The organism is Diaphorobacter sp. B2A2W2, assembly GCF_056730635.1.
On sequence record NZ_JBWZOR010000011.1, the window covers coordinates 94,746 to 114,406 of the forward strand.

The following is a 19,661-nucleotide window of genomic DNA, read 5'->3' on the forward strand; positions in this document are numbered from 1 at the left end:
TGACTGATATGTCGATTCACGGCGGTGACAGCCGATAGTGGTGGGCGAGCATCAGTGCAATCGCGCATGAGGCGATGCGCGTATCACGCGAGTCGGCACGGCTGGTCAGAATGACCGGCACCTTGGCTCCAAGGACGATCCCAGCGCTGGCTGCTCCGCCCAGGAAGATCAACTGCTTGGCAAGCATGTTGCCGCTCTCCAGGTCAGGCACGGCGAGGATGTCAGCCTGCCCGGCAACCTCGGAGACGATCCCCTTGGTACGCGCAGCGGCGATGGAGACCGCGTTGTCGAAGGCGAGCGGCCCGTCGAGCAGGCCGCCAGTGATCTGGCCGCGATCAGCCATCTTGCACAGCGCCGCCGCGTCCAGCGTGGCGGTCATCGTCGGGCTCACCGTCTCGACCGCGGCCAGGATCGCGACCTTGGGTTCGCGCACGCCGATTACCTGCGCCAGCTCGATGGCGTTGCGGATGATGTCTGCCTTCTGTTCCAGAGTCGGGGCGATATTGATCGCCGCATCGGTAACGATGAACGGGCGCGGATAGGCAGGTGTCTGCAACAGGAAGCAATGGCTGACCCGGCGCTTGGTGCGCAACCCCGCTGCTGCCGAAACCAGCGCGGACATCAGCTCGTCGGTGTGCAGGCTCCCTTTCATCAGGGCTTCGACTTCACCTGCGGCTGCCAAGGCGACAGCTTGCTGCGCAGCGGCGTGGCTGTGCGGGACGTCCACAATGGCGACGTCGGTCAGGTCCAACCCGGCCTCGGTGGCGACTGCTTCGAGCCGCACCCGTGGCCCGACCAGCACCGGCTCGATCAACCCCGCCTGGCGCGCTTCGAGCGCGGCGGACAGGCTGGGGGCATCGCACGGGTGGGCGACGGCCACCCGAATCGGTTGCAAGTGCGCGACATGCGCCAGCAGGTGCTGCAGGCCTGTGCGGCCCTGCGCATCCGGGTGTATTTCCGGCAACGCGGTGCGCGCTCGTTCCATGCGCTCAGTGGGCGCCACGACCTCTACCTGGCCTTGGAAAACCGCCACCCCCGTCTGGTTGGTGCAGGTGCAGGCCAGCGTGACATGGTGGGTGGCCGTGTCCTTGCTGGTCACCTGCATCTGCACGGTCAGCCTGTCACCGGGCCGAACCGCTCCGAGGAAGCACAGACTCTGGCTGACATATTGGGTTCCAGGCCCCGGCAGCCGTGTTCCCAGCACAGCCGAGATCAGGACGTTTGCACAAATGGCCTCCGTGGTGTCCCGAGCGCTTGAGGACGCAGCAGGTTCCGGGTCCACATCGCCTGATTGCAGCGCGAACATGTGGATGTCTTGCGGCGAAAACGCGCGTTCGAGGCTGGCGCTGTCGCCGATGGCGATCTCGTCGAAGGTGCGGTTGCGCAGAACCTGCAATGCGTCGGCAGTGGCATCGACCGGTGTGGACGAGGTCGTCATTTGCCTTTCCCTCGCCGTGTTTGACTTGTCCGCAGCGCGACTGGCGTCTTGGACACAGTTTTCTTCTGAGGCGCCTTCGGCTTTGGCGAGGATGTTTGGGGTTTCGTGTCCATAACCGCAGCGGAAGTGTCACCGGCAGAGCTTGGCATGGCGGGTGCCGAGTTCCCGTCCACGGCTGCAGCGGACGTTTCATTGGCGGGACTTGCCATCGCGAGCGCCGAAGCCGCCTGCGCCTCGCACGCCGCCCGCTTGAACAGGGTGGAAACCTGCTCCAGTCGGGTTTGCTCGTGTGCGGACAGCACATCACCGCTGCCAATCACCTGCACGATCATTCCCGCTACCTGTCGGATGTCCTCAGGCGCTATGCCGTTGAGCAATCCGGGGATGGCGGACACCATGGCGTCCTCATCGAGCCTCATGAGCAAAGCCTGCCGACGCACGAGGTGGCGGAAAGCCTGCATGTCGAAGTCATTTGTCAAATGAGGGCGCACCAGTTCCTCTGCGTGCCGAAAGTGCCGCCCGTCGGCCTCCCCACGCGCCGCGAGCACGAAGAACAGCGCCCGTATGGCGGCTTCGGTTATCCCGCCGTTGTGAATATCCGCTTCGAGCCGTGTCAACTCTTGCGCCAGATACTGGCGATGTTCGGGCGTCTCGCTAGGATGGGGTCGCGGCGGCGCATCGTCGTGCAGGCTCTGTCCTGTCATGGCCTGAACCAGCGGCAGGCTGTACAGCATGTCAAAGGCCTGTGCGTAGATTTGGTCGCGGCAATCACGGAATTGATCCAGCATCTGTTCGACGGCGGTGGAAAACTCCGTCTGCAGTTGCAGGAAAGGATTGGCCTCGGAGACGGTCTGGCGATGTTCGCGCACCTGTTGCGCCGCTTCTTGTACAGCGGCGGCCAGCGGGTGCCGATCGGACCACAATTCATAACCCATGCGCAGTGGATGCAGCGGCTCCAGCCACTTCGCCCCCTGATCCGTGACCAGGGCTCGGACCCATGGCTGCACGAAGCTGCGGTAGCAGGCCAGGTTGACCTCGGAGATCCGCGCCACCGCCGCGAAGCGGCGATCGTTCTCCGGGTCGGGGCGAACGATCTCACGGACTTCATCGATATTGCTGCGCTGGATCCGGGTCAGGTAGGCGTCACTGGCTGGTTCGCCTTCCTGGGCGTCGTCGTGATGCTCGTCGATCTGCATGTGGTGGATGCCGGCTGGCAGCACGTCGATGACGTCGATGTTGGCAGCAAACTCCTGGTGCTCTTTGCGCCCGACGCTGCCGGAGACGAAGATGCCCAGATGCCCGATGCTGTCATGGGTGGCGTAGACAATGGTCTGGTCATGTCCCACCACATCCAGGTCGTTGCGGTACAGGTCGGTGATCCAGCCCAGGGCCTGGGGCGGTGGAGTGATGTTGTCCCCATAAGAGCAGAACACCACGATCGGCGAGCGAATATTGCGCAGGTCAATGCGCACGCCATCGGACGTCACCAGTTGGGCCGTACTCAGCTTGTTGCCGATGAACAGGTTGTCGACGATGTACTGCATTTCCACGTCGTTCAGGAAGACGTGGCCGCCCCAGTACTTCTCGAACTGCAGGTGGCGCGGGCCTTCCGTGTCGACCTTGGCGTACAGGTTGTACTGTTTGGTCCAAAGCGTATTGGCCGGGTCCAGGTTTTCGAAGTTCTGAACCAGCCAGGCACCATCGAACCGACCAGCTCCTAGGTCGCTGGTCAATGCCGTCAACCAACTACCGCCAGTGAGGCCGCCTGCGTAGCGCATCGGCATGTCGCCCGCCCAGTACGACAGTGGCGCGCCGGCCACGATGATCGGCCCGAACAGCTCGGGCCAGACGGCGGCTGCCATCAGGATCTGCCAGCCCGCCTGGCAATTGCCGATAACCGCAGGCTTGCCGCGGCTGTCGGGGTGCAGCTCGCCGACCTTGCGCACGAAGGCCGCTTCGGCTCGCATGACGTCCTCGACGGTCTGACCGGGAACGGGATCGGGCAGAAAGCCAACGAAGTAGCAGGGATGCCCTGCCTTGAGGGCTGCCCCGACCTCGCTGTCGGGTTTGAAGCCGCCGATGCCCGGGCCGTGGCCCGCGCGTGGATCGACCACCACGAACGGTCGCTTGCGGGGATCGCTCGGCGTGTCGGCTGGCGGCAGGATACGTACGAGGCCATAGTTGACCGGCTGCGGAAGGTCCAGCCCGGACATGATGACCTCAGAGGCGAAGTCGAGTACGTTCGGCGTCTGCTCCTCCAAATGCGCCTGGTACTGGTTACCGCGTTGGCGGCGAACGTCGGCATACAGAATGGACCGCTGCCAGGCATCCACTGCATACTCGTTTGCCATCGCCGATAGTCGCAACGGGTCCCACAGCAACTGCCCCCAAGCGGCCGTTGGTGATGTCGTGGTGTCTTGATTCATGGCGATGGGCACTCCCTCTATGATGAAACGGAAAAAATGAATGGAAAGGAGCCGCCGACACAGCGCCCTGGCGGCCCTGCCGCAGTCAGTACATGTGCTGGCCACCATTCATCGAGACGTTGCTGCCGGTCATGAATCCCGCAGACTCGCTGGCGATGAATGCCACCAGTGCTGCGACTTCCGCAGGCCGTCCCAGGCGGCCCACGGGAATTCCGGCCACCACTTGCTTGACCACGTCTTCGGCCATGCTCGTCACCATCTTCGTATCCAGATACCCCGGCGAGACGGTGTTGACCGTCACGCCTTTGCGCGCCACTTCCTGTGCGAGGGCTTTTGTGAAGCCATGCATGCCGGCTTTTGCGGCGGAGTAGTTGGTCTGGCCGAACTGCCCCTTGGAGCCGTTGATGGAGGAGATGTTGATGATCCGGCCCCAGCCCCTGTCGAGCATGCCGTCGATGAATGGCCGGGTCACGTTGAATACGGAATCGAGATTGACGCGCAGGACGGCATCCCAATCGGCGTAGCTCAGCTTGCGGAACGTGGCATCGCGCGTGATGCCCGCGTTGTTGACCAGGATGTCGATGCGATGCCCGTCTGTGTGGATGCGGTCAGCCAGTTCCTGGCAACGGGCATGGTCGGCCACATCCGCGCCGTAGGCGGCGAAGTCGTAACCTTCGCCGGCTTGGGTTTTCAGCCACGCGCCAATGCTGGCATTGCCCGGCGAATGGACGATGAGCACGGTATGGCCCGCATCGTGCAAGGCCCGGGCGATGGCTTCGCCCAGGCCGCCGCTGCCGCCGGTGACCAGTGCAGTGCGTTGCTCAGCCGGCATTGCGACCACCTGTCTTGGCTGGTGCGTCCTTGTCCTGTGCCTTGGCCCACACCGCTCCCCATTGCTTGAAAATATCCTGGAACGGCAATATCGCATCTGCCTGGCCTACGGCCTGCGTGACCGATTTCTGCCAGTCCTGAATGGCTTGCTGCAGGCCTTGGGTGAAGGTGGTCTGATTCTTGATTGCGACTTGCGTTAGTGCCTGCGCGCCACCCATCTGGTGCTGAAACTGACGCCAGAAGGCCTGCGCGGGCAGCGTGGCCAACTCCTGCCAGTTCTGGGCCTTGAGCAGGCTTTCGATCTCAGTGCCGGACTCGGCAATGTTTTCGCTGCCCGCGCGCGTGGCGTTCTCCAGCCATTGCTGGCCGTTTTCCTGCATCAGGCGCTGCAGGCGCAGTTGCAGTTCCAGGTTCGCCTTGAAGAGGTTGAGGGGGATGGTTTCATTGCTCATGGTCAAACTCCTTGCTTGGGTTGAAATGCCCAATCGGGCGGTCAAACGATCAGGCCATCTGGCCGATCGTTTTGCGAAAGCGTGCCAGCGACAGGAAAAACAGCACCGCGCCGATCAAGGCCAGCGCCAGGAAGGGCTGCCACACCGTCTCCAGCCCCGCGCCCCGATAAAGGATGGCCTGGCTCAGTTCCACGAAATGGGTGGTGGGTGCGACCAGCATGATGTTCTGCACGATCTCGGGCATGCTTTCGCGTGGCGTAGTGCCACCCGACAGCATCTGCAGCGGCATGATGGTGAGCATCATCAACATGCCAAACTGCGGCATGTTGCGCGCCAGCGTGGCGATGAAGATGCCCATCGACGTAGTGGCGAACAGACTGAGCGCTGCACCGGCGAAGAACAGCGCGATGGAGCCCTCGATGGGCACGCCCAGGACGCCGCGCACCATGAGGGTGAGCGACAGGAAGGAGGCGATCAGCACGACCAGGGCCATCGACCAGACCTTGGAAAGCATGATCTGCGCGGGCGTGACCGGCATCACCAGCAGGTGCTCGATGGTGCCGTGCTCGCGCTCGCGGATCAGCGCTGCGCCGGTCAGGATGATGGACAGCAGTGTGATGTGGTTGATGATCTGCATCACGGAGCCAAACCAGGCCTTGTCGAGGGCGGGGTTGAAGCGCGCGCGCAAGGCCAGATCCACGGGTGGCGCGGTGGTGCTGCGATAACGCTTGACGAACTCGTTGACTTCACCGGTGAAAATTTGTTGAACATGGCCACTGCCGGTGAAGGCCTGGCTCATGCGGGTGGCGTCGACATTGAGCTGCGCGGCGGGCGAGCGCCCCGCCAGCACATCGCGCTGGAAGTTGGGCGGAATGACCAGGGCGAAGGTGTACTGCCCGGCATCCATGCCCGGGTCCACGTCCCCATAGTCGATCATGGCCGGCTGGGTGAACTGCGGCGGGTAGAAGGCCGAGGCAATCCGCTGGGACAGCGCCGACTTGTCCTCATCAACGATGGCGATGGGCGCGTTGTGCAGCGTCTCCGGCATGGACGTGGCCGAGGTGTAGACCGACGCGGTGAACACGTAGACGATGAGCACGATCATCATCGGATCGCGCCAGAGACTCCACAATTCCTTGACGCCAAGGTCGTAGATGTTGGCCAGGTTTCTTCTGCCCATGTCAGCGCTCCTGCTTCTTGAGTAGCAAAACGGCTGCGCCGAGAATCACCGGGACCGACAAAAGCATCGACCACAGCGGCCCTGTCAGGTCGGCCAGGCCAAGCGCTTTGCTGAATACGCCACGGCTGATGGAAATCATGTGCGTGGCGGGGTAGATCTCGCCGATGAACTTGCTGGAGCCTTCGAGCGAGGACACCGGATCGATCAGGCCGGCGAACTGGGTGGCCGGTATGAGGGTGCCGATCATGGCGAAGAACATGGCCGCGATCTGGCTGCGTGTAACGGCCGAGGCCAGCAGCCCCATGCCTGTCGCGGCGAAGGAGAAGATCAGCGCGGCCAGCGCCAGGGTGAAGAAGCTGCCCTTGACCGGCACACCGAAGATGGTCACAGCGAGCAGGCTCATCAGCAGGAAGTTCACCATGGCCAGGCCGACATAGGGCAACTGCTTGCCAAGCAGGAACTCGATGCGCGTGACCGGTGTCACGTAGAGATTGGTGATCGACCCCGTCTCTTTCTCGCGCACCACTGCCAGCGCGGTCAGCATGGCCGGCAGCATGAGCAGCAGCAGAGGGATCACCGCCGGCACCATGGCCGGCAGACTCTTGACATCGGGGTTGTAGCGAAAGCGCGTCTCGACGTTGGTGTTGCCAGCCATGCTGGCGCCGCCGCGCTCGCTGGCCTGTACCAGCAGCCATTGCTGGTGCATGCCCTGAACGTAGCCCTGGATGGTTTCCGCGCGCTGCGGCATGGCGCCGTCAATCCAGGCGCCGATCTGCACGTTCTGGCCCCGCAACACGTCGCGGCTGAAGCCAGGGGGGATTTCGATGGCCAGCGACAGTTCGCCGCTGCGCATACGCCGGTCGAGATCCTCGTAATCGACGATAGGCGGGTGCTCTGTGAAGTAGCGCGAGCCGGCCAGGTTCAGCGTGTAGCTTTGGCTGAGCGTGGTCTGGTCGCGATCGAGCACCGCATAGCTCAGGTCCTCGACGTCCATGGTGATGCCGAAGCCGATCACGAACATCAGCAGCAGCGAACCACCCAGCGCCAGGGTGGCGCGCACCGGGTCACGCCGCAGTTCCAGCGACTCGCGCCACAGGTAGCTGAACATGCGGCGTGGGCTGAATCCACCCGAGGACTGTCCGGTGTGCGCGGCGTGCGCAGCAGGTGGCTCAGCCGCCTGGACTGATGCCTGGGCCTGGCTGGCGGGGGTGGCCGTGCCCCCGTCGGCTTCGATAAGGTAGCCGATAAAGGCCTCTTCAAGGGTTTCGGCGCCGCGCTTTTCGACCAGCTTGGCGGGCACGTCGCTGTCGAGCACCTTGCCCGCATGCATCATTGACATGCGGTCGCAGCGTTCGGCCTCGTTCATGAAGTGGGTGGAAATGAAGACCGTCACCCGGTCGCGACGTGACAGCTCGATGAGCAGCCGCCAGAATGCATCGCGCGCTACTGGATCGACCCCGGAGGTCGGCTCGTCCAGAATCAACAGTTCGGGCTTGTGCACCATGGCGACTGCCAGCGACAGGCGCTGGCGTATGCCCAGAGGCAGGCTGGCCGGCAAGCTGTCGATGACTTCCACCAGGCCGAAGCGCTCCACCATCTCTTCGACGCGGCCCGGAATGTCCTTCGGGGGCACGCTGAACAGCTTGGCGTGCAACTCCAGGTTCTGGCGTACCGTGATTTCGCTGTAGAGCGAGAATGCCTGCGACATGTAGCCGACGCGGCGGCGGGTGTCCAAGTCATGCGGGTCCACCTCATGACCGAACAGCCAGGCTCGTCCCTCGCTCGCCGGCAGTAGCCCGGTGAGCATCTTCATCGTCGTAGACTTGCCGCAGCCGTTGGAGCCGAGGAAGCCGAAGATTTCACCGCGCCGGATGCGGAAGGACACGCTGTCGACGGCGACGAAGTCGCCAAAGCGCATGGTCAGCCCTTTGGCCTCGATGGCGATGTCGTCGGCGCCGTCTTCCGGCAAGGGAGGAATGACCACCGGTTTGTGCCCGCGCTTTTTCTCTTCTGGGAGCAGGCGGATGAACGCCTCTTCCAGGTTCGGGCTGCCTGTTCTTTCCAGCAATTCCTTCGGTGTGCCGGTGGCGAGAACCTTGCCGTCGTCGATGGCGGCGAGCCAGTCGAAGCGCTGCGCCTCGTCCATGTAGGCGGTGGCCACGATCACGCTCATGCCGGGGCGGTCGGCGCGGATGCGTTCGATCAGATCCCAGAACTGTGCGCGCGCCAGCGGATCCACGCCGGTCGTCGGTTCATCGAGAATCAGGAAATCCGGGTCGTGAATCAGCGCGCAGCACAAGCCCAGCTTCTGCTTCATGCCCCCGGAGAGCTTGCCTGCCGGACGTGCTAGGAATTTGAACAGGCCCGTGGCCTGGGTCAGCTCATCGATGCGCTGGCGGCGCTCGGGCGCGTCATGGCCGAACAGCCGCGCGAAGAATTGCAGATTCTCCTCGACCGAGAGCGTCGGATACAGGTTCTTGCCCAACCCCTGCGGCATGTAGGCGATGCGCGGGCACACCAGCTTGCGGTGGGCCTTGCTGGCCATGTCGCCACCGAGCACCTCGACCGTGCCTTCCTGGATGATGCGCACACCGGCCAGCAACGAGAGCAGGCTGGACTTACCCACGCCGTCGGGGCCGATCAGACCGACCATCCGTCCAGCGGGGATGTCCAGGTCAATGCCATCCAAGGCAATGACGTCGCGGTAGCGCAGTCTTACCTGGCGGACACTTGCAACGGTCGCGAGCTGCGCGCTGTGGCTCATACCTTACTCCGGCACACGAACGGAGAGGTTCTGAGGCCACTCGGCCTTGGCGTCGAGCTTGACCCAGGCTACGCCGGGCAGACCGGTCTTGACCTGGTTCAGGTGCTCACGCAGCAGCTCCTGCGAGATCTGTGCGCGCACGCGAAACATCAGCTTTTGTCGCTCACTGGCGGTTTCCACCGTCTTGGGGGTGAACTGCGCTGCGCTGGCGACGAAGGAAACGGTGGCTGGAATCACATACTCGGGCGCGGCATCCAGAATGATGCGAACCTCCGAACCCAGCGCAACGCGGCCGGCCACGGTTTCGGGCAGGAAGAAGGTGATGTACACGTCCGACAGATCAAGGAGGTTCAAGACACGTCCGCCCGCTCCAAGCACCTCGCCGGGTTGCGCGACACGCACCTGAACCCGTCCGTCGCGCGGAGACCGCAGTTCGCTGTCGCGGATGTCGGCTTCGATGCGGCTGATACTGGCCGTAGCGGCGGACACGCTGGACTGCGCGCCGACAAGCTGCGCCCTGGCGGCTTCGACCGCGGCGCGGGCAGCGGCGGCCTGTGCCTTGCTGGCCGCGAGGGTCGCCTGGGCGCCCCGTACGCGCGCCCGGTCATCGTCCAGTTCCTGGATCGAGGCGGCTCCCTCACTCGACAGCGTGCTGGAGCGTGTCAGGCGCCGTTGCGCGGCGTCCAGTTCCGACTCGCGCTGACCAACCAGAGCCAAGGCGGCAGTCACGTCGGCTTCACGCAGCGCCACCTGTGCCTGCGCCGCGGTCACCGAATGCTCAGCCTGCTGACGCATGGCCAGGGCCTCGTCGCGCTGCGCTTCCAGCGTTTCCAGCCGCATCTTGGCCAGTGGCTGGCCGGCTGTGACGAAATCGCCTTCACGCACCAGGATGTCTTCGATGCGGCCGGGAAGCTTGGTGGCCACGTCGATCTCGGTGGCTTCGATGCGGCCATTGCCGTTGACGAATCCTTCGCCCGGGCCGCTGTCGGTAAACCTCGTCCAGCTCCACCAGGCCAGCGCGGCAACAACCGCTGCAGCGAAAGCGACCAGGAGTTTTTTCTTGAGAGAGGGGGAGACAGTCATGGGTTCGGCGTGCCTTAACGGGTTGATGGGGTGGAAGCGGGAGTCGAGGCCGCACCCTGTGCCTCGCCGGCTGCGGCGAGGGTGCCGCCGCCGAGCGCGGCATACAGCGCCACTTGGCTGGACAGCAGCGCGCGGCGCGCCTGTACCAGTTGTTGCTGGGCTCCCAGCAGATCGCGTTGGGCATCCAGCACTTCCAAGAAGGCGGCCGAGCCGTTGTCGTAGCGCAACTTGGCCAGGCGTGCGCGTTCGCTTTGCGCTTCCAGGTTGGCTCTCTGGATCGTCAACTGCTCAGCCAGCCAGTGCTTTGCGCTCAGCGCATCGGCCACCTCGCGGAAGGCCGATTGAATGGTTTTTTCGTATCCGGCGACGGCGATGTCGCGGCGCACTTCGCTCAGCTCCAGATTGGCGCGGCGGCGCCCGCCATCGAAGATGGGCAGCGACAGGGTGGGCATGAAGGTCCAGGCGCGACTGCCGGAATCGAACAAGCCATTCAAGTCGGAGCTGGCCGTGCCGAAGCTGCCGGTCAGCGCAATGCGCGGCAAGAACGCCGCGCGGGCCGCGCCGATGTGGGCATTGCTGGCACGCAATTGGTGTTCGGCGGAAATGATGTCCGGGCGACTGACCAGCAGCTCCGAAGGCAGACCGGCCCGCAGCTCAGCCAGAACCGTCGTTTCATCGAAGGGTGCCTTGGCGGGCAGCGGGCCGGGATCAGCGCCTACCAGCAGTGCCAGGGCGTGCAGTTGCGTGGTGCGAGCTTGCTCAAGCTGCGTCAGCAGCGCCTGAGCTTGGTTCAGCAGGGTCTGGACCTGTGTGAGATCCAGCTTCGAGGTCGAGCCGACTTCGACGCGGCGCCGGAAAATGCGATAGGACTCCTCGCGGGTGGTCACGGTTTGCCGTGCGATCGCCACGCGTTCGTCGATCTCGCGCAGGCCAAGATAGCCGTCTGCCACCTGGGCGATCAGCGCCAAATGGACGGCCTGGCGAGCCGCGTCGGAAGCCAGCCAAGTTTGCAGGGCGGCGTCTTCCAGGTTGCGGATCCGACCCCACAGATCCAGTTCCCAGGTGGTCAAACCCACCTCGGCCCGGTACTCGCCGCCCACCTGCGATCGGCCCGACATGTTCAGGTCGCCAGGGACGCGCGCGCGTCCACCTTGGGCGCCCACGCCCATGGCAGGAAAACGATCCGAGCGCTGAATGCGGAATGTGGCGCTGGCTTCCTCGACGCGCAGCGCGGCCACGCGCAGGTCGCGGTTGTTTTCCAGCGCGGTCTCGATGAGGCGTTGCAGCAGGGGGTCGGTGAAGTACGCCTGCCAGGCAAGCTCTCCCGCGTGGGCGCCGTCGGTGCCTGATCCAAGATGCGCGGGCCAGGCTTCGGGCACGGGCAATGGCGGGGTGTCTGGCGCCGGAGCGAGCGACATGCAGCCGGTCAAGACGACGGCGCTCAGGGCCAACGAGGCAGCGCGCAATCTGAACGCAGGAAACAACGGGGAAGTTGGGAGCATGGTCACGTTCCGTACAGGTATCGGGCTGAAGAGGGTCTGGTCGCAGAGGAGGGAATGGCTGCCACCCGCGCAATGCGGGGTTCGTGGCTGGTGTCCGCAGGCCCTACTTTCTTGCTTGCAAGTGCTGTCAAGCCCACTTCATCTCCTTGTTGATATGTGCATCCCCGTGTTCCCCGGCTGGTTGATAGGGCGCTCTTCCTGTGTCGTAACCCGATGTGCCAGGTTCACTCGCGCCCTGTGTTGATCTGCATTGTGAAATCTGAAAACAAACGACTGGACGGTTATTTTCAATTATACGTTACAATCCAAGAACCGCAATCAGCGGGCTCGTCGGTCATTGACGCAGGTCAATTCGAGCTGCCGGCTTGGGTTCAAGGAAGGCCCTGATTCTTGGTAGAGCCGGTGACAGGCCCATGGGAACACCCCTCAGATCTTTGAACAGAGCCTTTGAATGCCACCCAAGAAAGATGACGCGCCAGACAACAAGCGCCGCTACCTGTCCTCTGCCGCCAGGAAAGAGGAAATACTCGACGCGGCCCTGGTCGAATTCGCGGATCGGACATACAACGCAGTGTCGATGGAGCGCCTGGCGGAATGCGCGGGCTTGTCCAAGGCTGGCATCTATGCCCACTTCAAAAGCAAGGAAGAAATTTTTCACGCCTTGCTCGAACGTACGACGAAGCAGATTTGTGATTTCCAGGGCTGGCTCCCGGATGAGGATCTGACGTTGCCAGAGCTGGTAGATGTCTACCTGGATCGCCTGTACGCGACCTTCAGCTCCCCTGCCACGATGTCGATCTACCGGCTGCTTCTGGCCGAAAGCGCCCGAACTCCAGAGCTGGTGCAGCGTTGGCACAACGAAGTTGCGCTCGGGCTGAAAGAGCGGGCGCAGACGATCATCCACCGCAACATACGCCGAGGCGTCATTCGCCCAGGCGTCTTGACCGAACACTTCTTCCCGTTGGCGCTCGCGCCCGCAGTGCTGTGGCTGAGTTCCTCGATGCTGTCCAAGGGGAATCCTTCCATCTCGCTGGTGCAGTTACGGGATGCGCACCGGCAACTGTTGCTTGAGCTTTTGCAGCCTCAATGAGCGGAGTGATGCACAGAGTCCTGCGCGCCCTTGCAGGCTTGGCGATCGGCTTTGTGGTACTGCTGCTGACTGTGTGGGGTGCGCTGGCTCTGTGGCATCAGATGCCGGGACCTTCGGTGGTGCGATGGTTCGTCATTGCCATGTGGTCCACATTGGGTGTGACCGTTGTCTTGTCGCGGGCGGGCTTGCTTGGGCGGCGCAATCGCAACATCGCCGGATTCGCATTTGTGATCGCAGCCGCCTCCCTGCTCATGTGGTGGGGGACGCTGCAGCCGTCACACCAGCGTGTATGGGCTGACGATGTCGCTCAGTTGCTGGAGGCCAGGATCGACGGCAACCATGTTCACCTGAATAATGTGCGCAACTTCCAGTGGCGCAGCGAAACCGACTACACCCCGCAGTGGGAGAGCCGCACATACGACCTGGATCGTCTGCGCAGCGCCGACTTGGTGCTTTCCTACTGGATGGGGCCGCACATCGCCCACACCCTGGTGTCGTTCGGCTTCGATGGCGGTGAACGCGTGGTGTTCTCGCTGGAAATTCGCAAGGAACGCCATGAGTCCTTCTCGGCGGTAGGAGGATTCTTCCGTCAGTTCGAGCAGATCCTGGTAGCCGCCGATGAGCGAGACATTGTGCGTACGCGCAGCAACGCGCGAGGCGAAGATGTTTATCTCTATCGCTTGCAGATGAATCAGGCGAGTGCCCGCGCGTTGTTTCTGGAGTATCTGAACGCGGCCAATGAACTGCGGCAGAAACCGCGCTTTTACAACACGTTAACCAGTAACTGCACGACCATCGTATTCGAGCTGGCCCGGGTCATTGCGCCCGCATTGCCAATGGACTATCGCCTGCTGCTGTCTGGATATTTTGCGCGGTACGTCTACGACCTGCATGGATTGACGCCTGGCTATCGTTACGATGAATTGCAGGCACTGGGGCATATCAACGAACGTGCCCTTGCTTCCGATGTGTCAGAGGATGACTTCTCGATGTCGATTCGACAAGGCGTGCCAGGCATCCCTGCCAACGAGGTGAATCCATGAGGTTCCCGCAGGCCTGCCTTCTCATTGCATGCGCCGCTCTTGCTCCGCTGCTGCTGGGGGGCTGCTCGATCCTGCGCGAGTTCGGCCCAGTGGTTGAAGTTCATACGCTACCTGCCAGGGAGGCCATCGAACTCAAGCGCGGCGACATCCTGACACGTGGCAAGCTCAGCGATGCGACTGTCCAGACCATCAGGGTGGCGGCATTGGATGAGCAGGCATGCGCAAAGCCGATCTCCTCGGAGTGCGCGGAGGCCTTGGCTACCGTGACGGGGGTCGCCACGGATAGACGCCTGGCTGCACTGTCCGAACTATGGCTGGCGCAGGCTCAGGCCATGAAGCCCGGCTCAGCGCAGCAAGCCGCCTGGCTTGAGACGATTCGCTATGCCTATGCTTATCTGTTCCTTGGTGACCATACTCCGGGAGAGCGGGCCTTCGAGGATCGCCAGACCCAAGTGCGGGATTGGTATAACTATGCCGTCGAGCATGCGGCCACCGGCATGTTCGAAGTTCGGCAACAAATGCCGACGCAGTTGCCCGACCAGACCAGTTGGAACATTGCAGGCTGGGAACTGAAGCTGGATATGCGCGGCGCGCGCTTACCGGGCAGTACGGCGGTGCCAGCCGAACTCCTGCCAGCCTCGTCCCTGTCTTTCCGTGGATTGCGTAGCCTCTACCGGCGCGACGGCTTTGGCGCCGAGCTTGTGGCGGTCATTCCGGACGAGTCCCTGAGCGCCGCCCCAACTCGGGGTGGTCGCCCAGCGGCAAAACATGATCAGCAACCGCTGCCCTGGAGCGAGATGCCCGCGCCGTCCATGACGGTTCTGCTGCATCCCGACGGAGACAACTTGGACAGCGTGCTGCATGCTCGTACAGCCCGTCTGACGGTGCATGACCCCTATGTGGAATCGGCCATTATGCTGCGCGGCCAACGTGTGCCGCTGGCGGCCAATTTCACGGCCGGCTATGGCGTATGGCTGGCCCGTGCCAATTTCAACCGCCAGTCGCTGCGCAGCCTGCTCGGGCGCGAGGGTGGCATCGACCGCCCGCACGTCTACTTGATGCAGCCCTACGATCCGAACAGGCGGATCATCGTCATGCTGCACGGACTGGCCAGCAGCCCTGAAGCCTGGGTGGAACTCGCCAACGAAATCCTGGGCGATGAGGCCCTGCGCCAGCATTACCAGATCTGGCAGGTCTACTACCCGACCAACATGCCAGTCGCGTTGAACCACGCCATGATTCGCAGGGCGCTCGGGGATACGCTGACGCATTTCGACCCATCCGGCCAAGCGCCGGCGTCGTCCGACCTCGTGCTGGTGGGGCATAGCATGGGCGGGGTCATCGCGCGGTTGATGGTGTCGTCAACCGATCAATCGCTGGTGCAATTGGCTGCGGATCACAGTCGGTTGACGCCGCAGCAGATCAGGCGCATTGATCCCATGTTGCGCTTCGAGCCCTTCCCGAATGTCAGCAGTGCCATCTTCATCGCGGCGCCTCATCGGGGCACATCGGTCGCGGGTGGACGCCTGGGGCGCTGGATGGCGGGATTTATCCGCTTTCCCATTACGGTGCTCGAAGAACTCGCCCATACACTGACACCCAATGCGGCCGCCAGCAGCCGTGAAAGCCTGGCAACCATTCCCAATAGCGTGAACAATCTCGACGAAAACGATCCGTTCGTGCGTACGGCGGCGGGCTTTCCCATCTCATCCCAGGTGCGCTATCACTCGATCGTGGCCCAAGCCAATTCCGAAGTGGCCCTCGATGATTCCGATGACGGTCTTGTGCCTTATCGCAGCGCACATCTTCCCGGCGCACAGTCCGAGAAAGTCATTATTTCGGGGCACAGCGTGCAACAGAGCGCGGCCGCGATACTGGAGATCCAGCGTATTCTGAGAGAGGACATGGCTCTGCGGGAAGCGCATTTACAGCCATAGACAACTGCCATCTGCTGTGCGCGGCCGAGCTGATTTCGGATTTCGTATGGGCGTAATGCATTCATCTGAATGCGCAAAGAGCATCAGACTTACTGTTGCCCGCTCGACGCTGGCACAGTGGGTCGGTGCGTGCGGCGCGCAACTGCAGCCGATGGTAAAGGCGCTGGATGACGAACTGCGTCGCCACGTGGTGCTGCACGCCCACGAGACGCCGATGCTCAAGCCCAAGCATCTTGGCGACGGCAAGGCGTACCCAACGTGATCCGCCGTCTGGCGGCGACCCAGCCCATGCTCGACAAGATCGTCGGCCACCAACGCCACATCGCTCAGGCCTACGGCATATCGATGGAGCATGCGCGCTGGCTGTTGACCACCGTGGCGTTCCACTGCCTTGCCGTGGCCGACACGGTGTACTCGGTCGCCGAACGGGAACCCGTCGTGGATGCAGACCGTGCGACGGAGGAAGCCGAGATGGAGGCCGAACTCAACAGGGCATGCACGCACTCATTGTTGGCATGCTGGCCTTGATGGATGCTGATGGCCTTTCAGGAGATAGTTGATCGTCGTTCTCGTTTGTGGGGGTTGAATGGAAATCCAGGGATGCCGTAATTGAGGAGCCTGGACGGCGTATTGTTCAGGAACAAACACGCACGGGCGGCCAGGCCCTGCCGTGGCTCGACATGACGGCCTTCCTGCGCGGGGCCATCGACCTTGCGCTAGACAACCATGCCAATGCGCCACGCAGCAATACGCAATGGGTGTTCTTCGACCGTGGCCTGATCGACGCGGCGGCAGCACCCCAGGCACTGGACGGCACTACTATTCTGGACACGATTGCCCAGTCGCATCGCTACCACTCGCGCATCTTTCTGGCCACGCCGTGGCCTGAAATCTATGTGCAGGACGAAGAACGCCGTCACAGCATGGATGAAGCGCGGGCTGAATTCGAGCGGCTTCAGCGCACCTATCCAGCGCTGGGCTATGCGGTATCGCGGTTGCCCAAGATCAGAGTGGCGCAACGCGCTGACTTTGTGCTGGACACCTTGGCTAGCCGCTAACCTACCAAGGCGAACTCTACCGTATCTCACCGCCACGTAGGACTCCATGCTCAAATCTCTTGCGTAACTCTGAGATAAGGATTGTTGGGTGGTACTGCATCGAACAACCAATTCGCATCGATCAGCAAATACCCATGCAGCTTCCGGGACTTGCGCGGCCCGGTGACTTCACAGATCCAGATGTTCAAGCCGCTGTCGTGCTTTCGATGCAACCCCAGTTTCTCAAAGCGCTTCTGCACCCACTGCCAATCCGGCATCTTGTCCTGCCGTGCCAGCGTGCCGACATGAGGGTGCTCCTGGACGTAGCGCTGGAACACACCTGGGCTGACCAAGTAGGCCGTGTCATTCACGGAATGCACGAGCGCTTTTGCGTCGTTGATGATGAGCCGGCGCGAAGCAATTCCCTGTTTCAGCCACATCATGAAATGTTCGCCTGACGGGGGCGCTGCTGTTAGGGGTGGTTTAGCAGTAGATGGTGGTGGCGAAGGAAGCACTGCGGCAGTCGCTGGCATAGGAGTGCTGGGGTCTGCGGGGTAGCTTCTCTGTGCGACCGGCTCCACATCCTGCTCGGCACCAGGCGAGCCGCTCGTGCTCACCATTGCCAGCATGTCCTCCATGACATCGGACACGGGCTGGGCCTTAGGCGGTGAGGCGGTGACGGTACTACTGCCTTCCCAAGATGGAAGTTTCTGACCGTTCGGGGCTGCCTTCGCCATGGCCGCAGGCGGCATTTTCGGCGCCTCGGCGTCGTTTTCGGCGACTGCCGCGTCGATCGCTACCGTGCCTGCAAAAGGCGTCGGTCGCTCGCCAGATTCCCAGATCAGCGCAGGAGCGAGGCGCAACAGGGTGAACGAGTGGGACCAGCCGGTGGAACTGGTTATGGTCGCGCGCCAAATAGCCTTGCCGTCGGGCGCCGGCTGCAACATGCCGTGATCCTGGAGGACGTTGAACACCGCGGTGTTGTTCGCAGGGATGCCATCGACGCCTTGGGACAGCAGGTGCGCACGCAGTTTGTCCGAGACCGTTTTGCTCACCAGCCACAGGGCATCGTCGGTGAGCCAGCCATCGGAGGCTTCCGGCTGGTTCAGTTTCAACTGTTCCTTGAGCAGGTAGCGCAACCCGTCGAGCAGCTTGCGCTGCAGCGCGTGCTTGGGCGCAGCCATGGCGCGGGCCGGATCGCCGCCCAGCTCCTGGGCCACCGAGGCCCGGTCTGCCTGCACGACAAGTTCGCCCAGTACGCCGGCGTGCTCGTACTGCCCGGCCAGGACGTAGAGCAGTGGTGCCCACAGGGACGGATAGCCGCTGAGCCAGTCCAGGGCCTCACGGTCGAGCAGTTGGTGGTAGAGCAAACCTGTCGCGGCGCTGTGCAGGCGGTACTCGCGATCGTCGCGGTAGCGGAATCGGTATGGCTGGCGCAGCGGGCCGTGCCAAGGGTGCCAGATGCTGCCGTCGGCCAGCTCGACGTGCAGATCGACGGCGATCTTGCCGATGTCGTGCAGCAGCGCGGCGTAGGCGACGGCGGCGGTCCAGGCTTCGGACTGTGCCGCTTGGTCTTCGGGGCTGGCGCCGATGGGCAGCAGATGGGACTGCCGCAGTTTCAGACTGTAGGCGACGATTTCGAGGCCGTGGTCGAGCATGCCGCCCAGATAGGCATGGTGATGCGCCTCGGAGGCCGGGAAGGCCTGGACCAGCTCGGCGTAGCGTTCCAGGGGCGCTCGGTACAGCGTGGCGAATTGCCTGCGCGACAGCGAGGTGCGCTGCCAAATGTGCTCCAGCAGCTTCTGCCGGCGCGGGGTGGCCAGCAGCGATGCGGCCGACTCGGGCCGCATCAACCCTTTCGGGAGGACGGTGGCGGGTGCTGGCGGTGGCGCGCCGGCGACCGGGGGCCGTTTTCGCTGGAACAGGGAGAGCATGCGGGTGTCCTGTGGCGGGCCGACCGGGAGGCCTTTTTGCCTTTTCGAGGTAGGGCCTTTCCCCTTGCACCCCATTCCCTTGCCGTTTCGGCCCTTTGGCCTTTAACCGTTTCGGTATAGCGGGGCCTGGGTTGCGGTTCCAGCGTCAATGTGGAACCCGCACGAATGGATTGCGCGGCGACCAGCCGCTGGCCTCGGCCTATGCTGCGGAGACGCTGTTTTCGCCAGGTAGGTTGCTCTCTAGGCGTCAAAGTTGACAAATGCGACAAAGGAGACTAGAGTAAGTCCTGTCTCAAACCTACCTGGGAGATGACCATGCCCACCGCCATTGAATTCATTGCCGACCGTCTGCCGCGTGTCACCGTGGAGGATGTGCGCCGCTTCGCGGATACCGTCGAAATCCGGGATGCGCCGGCTTTCGCGGCCGAGTTGCAGGCGTTCATTCACGAGCGCGTGGAGGCGGTAAAGCTGCCAGCCAACCTCGAAGGTGAAACGGTGGAGCACGCCTTGAAGCGTAAGACGGCTGCGCTGCGCGCTGAGACGCGCTGGGCGCCGACTGAAACCGACGTCCAGCGAGGCCGCGCCGTGCTGCTGGAAACCTTCAACCAGCCGCACAACCTGCCGCCCGCGGAGTACGCCAAGCTGGCGGACAAGTCGCGCCAGCAGATCTACAAGGACATCCTCGCCCGTCGGCTGCTGGCGCTGAACGTGGGGCCGCGAGGCCAGAAACTGCCCGACTGGCAGCTCGACCCGGTGAAGCAGCAGTTGACCCAAACCGTGCTTCAGGAGGTCGAGGGCATCGACCCTTGGACGATCTACCGCGCACTGTCCGAACCGCTCGAAGGCTTGGGCGGCCGCTCGCCAGTGGATGCGGTGACGCATGGCACGATCGACGACGTGGCCGAGGCCGTGTTCAACGTGCTGGGCGTTCAGGTGCATTGAAG

16 protein-coding genes are annotated in these 19,661 nt (G+C 63.1%); 7 read left to right on the plus strand and 9 right to left on the minus strand.

Annotated elements, in window-relative coordinates:
• Nucleotides 1-16: 16 nt before the first annotated feature.
• The 8 genes from AC1PPL_RS16485 to AC1PPL_RS16520 form a co-directional block, all read right to left on the minus strand.
• Nucleotides 17-1,438 (minus strand): bifunctional enoyl-CoA hydratase/phosphate acetyltransferase, encoded by a 1,422-nt coding sequence (locus AC1PPL_RS16485; protein ID WP_479973718.1) that lies wholly within the window; start codon nt 1,436-1,438, stop codon nt 17-19.
• A complete protein-coding gene (locus AC1PPL_RS16490) occupies nt 1,435-3,864 on the minus strand; it encodes a DUF3141 domain-containing protein (protein ID WP_479973719.1) in 2,430 nt (809 codons plus the stop codon). The genes AC1PPL_RS16485 and AC1PPL_RS16490 overlap by 4 nt, the downstream gene beginning before the upstream one ends.
• Before the next feature lie 85 nt (nt 3,865-3,949).
• A complete protein-coding gene (phbB, locus tag AC1PPL_RS16495; protein ID WP_310834431.1) occupies nt 3,950-4,696 on the minus strand; it encodes an acetoacetyl-CoA reductase in 747 nt (248 codons plus the stop codon).
• A complete protein-coding gene (locus tag AC1PPL_RS16500; protein WP_044396478.1) occupies nt 4,686-5,147 on the minus strand; it encodes a phasin family protein in 462 nt (153 codons plus the stop codon). The genes phbB and AC1PPL_RS16500 overlap by 11 nt, the downstream gene beginning before the upstream one ends.
• Before the next feature lie 49 nt (nt 5,148-5,196).
• Nucleotides 5,197-6,327, minus strand: coding sequence for an ABC transporter permease (locus tag AC1PPL_RS16505; RefSeq protein ID WP_479973720.1), 1,131 nt, complete (start codon nt 6,325-6,327; stop codon nt 5,197-5,199).
• Nucleotide 6,328: 1 nt separating this feature from the next.
• Nucleotides 6,329-9,091 carry a ribosome-associated ATPase/putative transporter RbbA gene (gene rbbA, locus AC1PPL_RS16510; protein WP_479973721.1) on the minus strand — a complete coding sequence of 921 codons (2,763 nt, stop codon included), beginning with the start codon at nt 9,089-9,091 and terminating at the stop codon, nt 6,329-6,331.
• 3 nt (nt 9,092-9,094) lie between these two features.
• Nucleotides 9,095-10,174 carry an HlyD family secretion protein gene (locus AC1PPL_RS16515; protein WP_054667827.1) on the minus strand — a complete coding sequence of 360 codons (1,080 nt, stop codon included), beginning with the start codon at nt 10,172-10,174 and terminating at the stop codon, nt 9,095-9,097.
• A gap of 14 nt (nt 10,175-10,188) precedes the next feature.
• Nucleotides 10,189-11,676, minus strand: a complete 1,488-nt coding sequence (locus AC1PPL_RS16520; RefSeq protein ID WP_054667826.1) for an efflux transporter outer membrane subunit — start codon at nt 11,674-11,676, stop codon at nt 10,189-10,191.
• 451 nt (nt 11,677-12,127) lie between these two features.
• Here AC1PPL_RS16520 and AC1PPL_RS16525 point away from each other — a divergent pair, with 451 nt between their 5' ends.
• From AC1PPL_RS16525 to AC1PPL_RS16550, 6 genes are read left to right on the plus strand one after another with little or no spacing between them, the layout of a single operon-like run.
• A complete protein-coding gene (locus AC1PPL_RS16525) occupies nt 12,128-12,766 on the plus strand; it encodes a TetR/AcrR family transcriptional regulator (RefSeq protein WP_103738602.1) in 639 nt (212 codons plus the stop codon).
• A gap of 8 nt (nt 12,767-12,774) precedes the next feature.
• On the plus strand, nt 12,775-13,809 hold the full coding sequence (locus AC1PPL_RS16530) for an Lnb N-terminal periplasmic domain-containing protein (RefSeq protein WP_018715740.1): 1,035 nt from the start codon (nt 12,775-12,777) through the stop codon (nt 13,807-13,809).
• A complete protein-coding gene (locus AC1PPL_RS16535) occupies nt 13,806-15,746 on the plus strand; it encodes an esterase/lipase family protein (RefSeq protein WP_479973722.1) in 1,941 nt (646 codons plus the stop codon). The genes AC1PPL_RS16530 and AC1PPL_RS16535 overlap by 4 nt, the downstream gene beginning before the upstream one ends.
• Before the next feature lie 55 nt (nt 15,747-15,801).
• Nucleotides 15,802-16,008 carry an IS66 family transposase gene (locus AC1PPL_RS16540; RefSeq protein ID WP_199917100.1) on the plus strand — a complete coding sequence of 69 codons (207 nt, stop codon included), beginning with the start codon at nt 15,802-15,804 and terminating at the stop codon, nt 16,006-16,008.
• Entirely contained in the window at nt 16,005-16,274 is a 270-nt protein-coding gene (locus AC1PPL_RS16545) for a hypothetical protein (protein WP_003050070.1), read from the plus strand. The genes AC1PPL_RS16540 and AC1PPL_RS16545 overlap by 4 nt, the downstream gene beginning before the upstream one ends.
• A gap of 47 nt (nt 16,275-16,321) precedes the next feature.
• Nucleotides 16,322-16,804, plus strand: a complete 483-nt coding sequence (locus tag AC1PPL_RS16550) for an AAA family ATPase (RefSeq protein WP_051084430.1) — start codon at nt 16,322-16,324, stop codon at nt 16,802-16,804.
• Between the two features lie 50 nt (nt 16,805-16,854).
• On the opposite strand, the gene mobH is transcribed toward AC1PPL_RS16550, so the two are convergent.
• Nucleotides 16,855-18,717, minus strand: coding sequence for a MobH family relaxase (gene mobH, locus AC1PPL_RS16555; protein WP_003050081.1), 1,863 nt, complete (start codon nt 18,715-18,717; stop codon nt 16,855-16,857).
• Nucleotides 18,718-19,032: 315 nt separating this feature from the next.
• Here mobH and AC1PPL_RS16560 point away from each other — a divergent pair, with 315 nt between their 5' ends.
• Complete coding sequence (locus AC1PPL_RS16560; protein WP_003050085.1) at nt 19,033-19,659, plus strand: hypothetical protein; 627 nt, start codon at nt 19,033-19,035, stop codon at nt 19,657-19,659.
• Nucleotides 19,660-19,661 lie beyond the last annotated feature (2 nt).

Coding starts and splice junctions, on each gene's coding strand:
- AC1PPL_RS16505 (WP_479973720.1), bottom strand. CDS start 6,327: ATGGGCAGAAGAAACCTGGCCAACATCTACGACCTTGGCGTCAAGGAA.
- AC1PPL_RS16520 (WP_054667826.1), bottom strand. CDS start 11,676: ATGCTCCCAACTTCCCCGTTGTTTCCTGCGTTCAGATTGCGCGCTGCC.
- phbB (WP_310834431.1), bottom strand. CDS start 4,696: ATGCCGGCTGAGCAACGCACTGCACTGGTCACCGGCGGCAGCGGCGGC.
- AC1PPL_RS16490 (WP_479973719.1), bottom strand. CDS start 3,864: ATGAATCAAGACACCACGACATCACCAACGGCCGCTTGGGGGCAGTTG.
- rbbA (WP_479973721.1), bottom strand. CDS start 9,091: ATGAGCCACAGCGCGCAGCTCGCGACCGTTGCAAGTGTCCGCCAGGTA.
- AC1PPL_RS16485 (WP_479973718.1), bottom strand. CDS start 1,438: ATGACGACCTCGTCCACACCGGTCGATGCCACTGCCGACGCATTGCAG.
- AC1PPL_RS16535 (WP_479973722.1), top strand. CDS start 13,806: ATGAGGTTCCCGCAGGCCTGCCTTCTCATTGCATGCGCCGCTCTTGCT.
- AC1PPL_RS16515 (WP_054667827.1), bottom strand. CDS start 10,174: ATGACTGTCTCCCCCTCTCTCAAGAAAAAACTCCTGGTCGCTTTCGCT.
- AC1PPL_RS16560 (WP_003050085.1), top strand. CDS start 19,033: ATGCCCACCGCCATTGAATTCATTGCCGACCGTCTGCCGCGTGTCACC.
- mobH (WP_003050081.1), bottom strand. CDS start 18,717: ATGCTCTCCCTGTTCCAGCGAAAACGGCCCCCGGTCGCCGGCGCGCCA.
- AC1PPL_RS16525 (WP_103738602.1), top strand. CDS start 12,128: ATGCCACCCAAGAAAGATGACGCGCCAGACAACAAGCGCCGCTACCTG.
- AC1PPL_RS16530 (WP_018715740.1), top strand. CDS start 12,775: ATGCACAGAGTCCTGCGCGCCCTTGCAGGCTTGGCGATCGGCTTTGTG.
- AC1PPL_RS16540 (WP_199917100.1), top strand. CDS start 15,802: ATGCATTCATCTGAATGCGCAAAGAGCATCAGACTTACTGTTGCCCGC.
- AC1PPL_RS16500 (WP_044396478.1), bottom strand. CDS start 5,147: ATGAGCAATGAAACCATCCCCCTCAACCTCTTCAAGGCGAACCTGGAA.